Below are 2,004 nucleotides of genomic sequence, written 5' to 3' on the forward strand. Positions count from 1 at the left end.
ATTCGTCAAGCAATGGCCTATGCAGTTGATAATGATGCTATCGGTGAAAGATTCTATCAAGGTTTACGTTGGAGAGCAAATGCGCCAATTACACCAAATTTTAAAGATTACTATAATGCTGAATTACCTGGATATACTTATGACCCAGAAAAAGCAAAACAAATCTTAGCTGATGCAGGTTATACTGATGCAGATGGTGATGGCTTCATTGAAGATAAAAATGGTGAACCATTCACTTTAGGATTTGCTTCAATGTCTGGTGGCGAAACCGCACAACCATTAGCAGAATACTACATGCAAGCTTGGGCAGAAGTGGGTATCGATGTTCAATTAGTTGACGGCCAATTAATGGAATTTAATTCATTCTACGATGCTCTTAAAGCAGATGATCCAAAAATTCAAGTTTACCAAGGTGCATGGGGAACAGGTGGTGATCCAAACCCAACTGGATTATACGGACGTACTGCATCATTTAACTACACTCGTTGGGCTACGGAAGAGAATGATAAGTTATTAGCAGCTATCAACTCTGATGATTCATTTGATGATGAATTCCGTAAACAAGCTTTCAATGATTGGCAAGCTTACTTCATGGAAGAATTACCAGTGATCCCAACATTATTCAGATATAGTGTGGTAGGGGTTAACAACCGTGTTAAAAACTACGATATGAAAGTCGGATCAGATTTAACTTGGGTTGACGTAGCTCTTACAGCAGACGCACCATATTAACATAATGTTGCCTCCAACAGGGGACTCGTAAGAGTCCTCTATTTTTTATGAGTTATTTTCTTACTTTCTAAGTGTATTGAGCAATTTTTTGAAAAAGGGTACTATTAAAAATAATAATACTATTAAAATGGTTGGAAACTTCTAATTGAATTTCTTGATTTTATCATAAACTTACGCTATCATGAAACTTGTAAGATTATTTTATTTATTTTGGAGGGATAGTATGAAAAAATCTTTAACAAAAACTTTTGCTGTAGGAGCTTCTGCTTTAGCAATTAGTTCAATCGCAGCTAATTCAATGGTACCGTTTGTTTCTGCTCAAACGAATGTACAATTGAATACGACTTTTGAAAATAATGAGGAGTCAATTGAAGGTGGCGTTTTACGTTATGCTTTAGTTTCTGAATCTCCTTTCGCCGGTGTATTAAACTCAATGTTTTATGATGGCGCACCAGATGGATCTATTATCGGATTCTTCGATGAAGGATTATATGGTTATGATGAAAACTTTACCATTGATGATTCTGGTTTTGCTAAAATTGATTTTGATGTTGAAAATAAACAAGTAACGATTACCATTCCTGAAGGACAAAAATGGGATGATGGTGAAGATTTAACGATTGATGATGTTATCTTCCCTTATTATGTAGTCGGTCACCCAGACTATCAAGGTATTCGTTATGGAGAAGATTTTGAAAATGTTGTAGGTATGAAGGATTACCATGAAGGTAAGTCAGAAGAAATCAGTGGTTTAGAACGTGTAGATGATCACACCTTAAAAGTTACTTATGAAAATTTCCCTAATTCAATGCTTCAAGCAGGTGGTGGGATTTCAAGTTACATTCAACCAAAACATGTCTTCGAAGGTATCGAAGTGAAAGATATGTTAGATTCAGAGCCAGTACGTCAAAAACCAGTAGGATATGGTCCATTTAAAGTAACATCAATTATTCCAGGTGAAGCTGTTACTTTAGAAGCGAATGAATATTACTGGAAAGGCCGTCCAAAATTAGACGGAGTTCAAGTTGAAGTGGTTAACTCATCAACTTCAGTCGCTGAAATGCAAGCAGGTAACTATGATATTGCTGAATTACCTGCTGACCAATATGAAACTTATAAAGATGCTGAAAACTTCCAAGTTTTAGGAACAATTGGTAATAGTTATACTTATATTGGCTTTAAATTAGGAACATTTGAAAATGATGAAGTAGTCCCTGATGATTCTGTCGTAGTAGCAGATAAAGCAATTCGTCAAGCAATGGCCTATGCAGT

2 protein-coding genes are annotated in these 2,004 nt (G+C 35.8%); both read left to right on the plus strand.

Annotation, left to right across the window (positions count from 1 at the left end; translation table 11 throughout):
* A partial coding sequence (locus tag HMPREF2811_RS10505) for an ABC transporter substrate-binding protein (protein ID WP_246829859.1) occupies positions 1-732 on the plus strand: 732 nt, incomplete at its 5' end.
* A gap of 223 nt (positions 733-955) precedes the next feature.
* The coding region (locus HMPREF2811_RS10510; protein WP_246829860.1) for an ABC transporter substrate-binding protein at positions 956-2,004 on the plus strand (1,049 nt) is incomplete at its 3' end.

This window comes from Globicatella sp. HMSC072A10, from assembly GCF_001811625.1.
Taxonomy (GTDB): Bacteria; Bacillota; Bacilli; order Lactobacillales; family Aerococcaceae; genus Globicatella; species Globicatella sanguinis.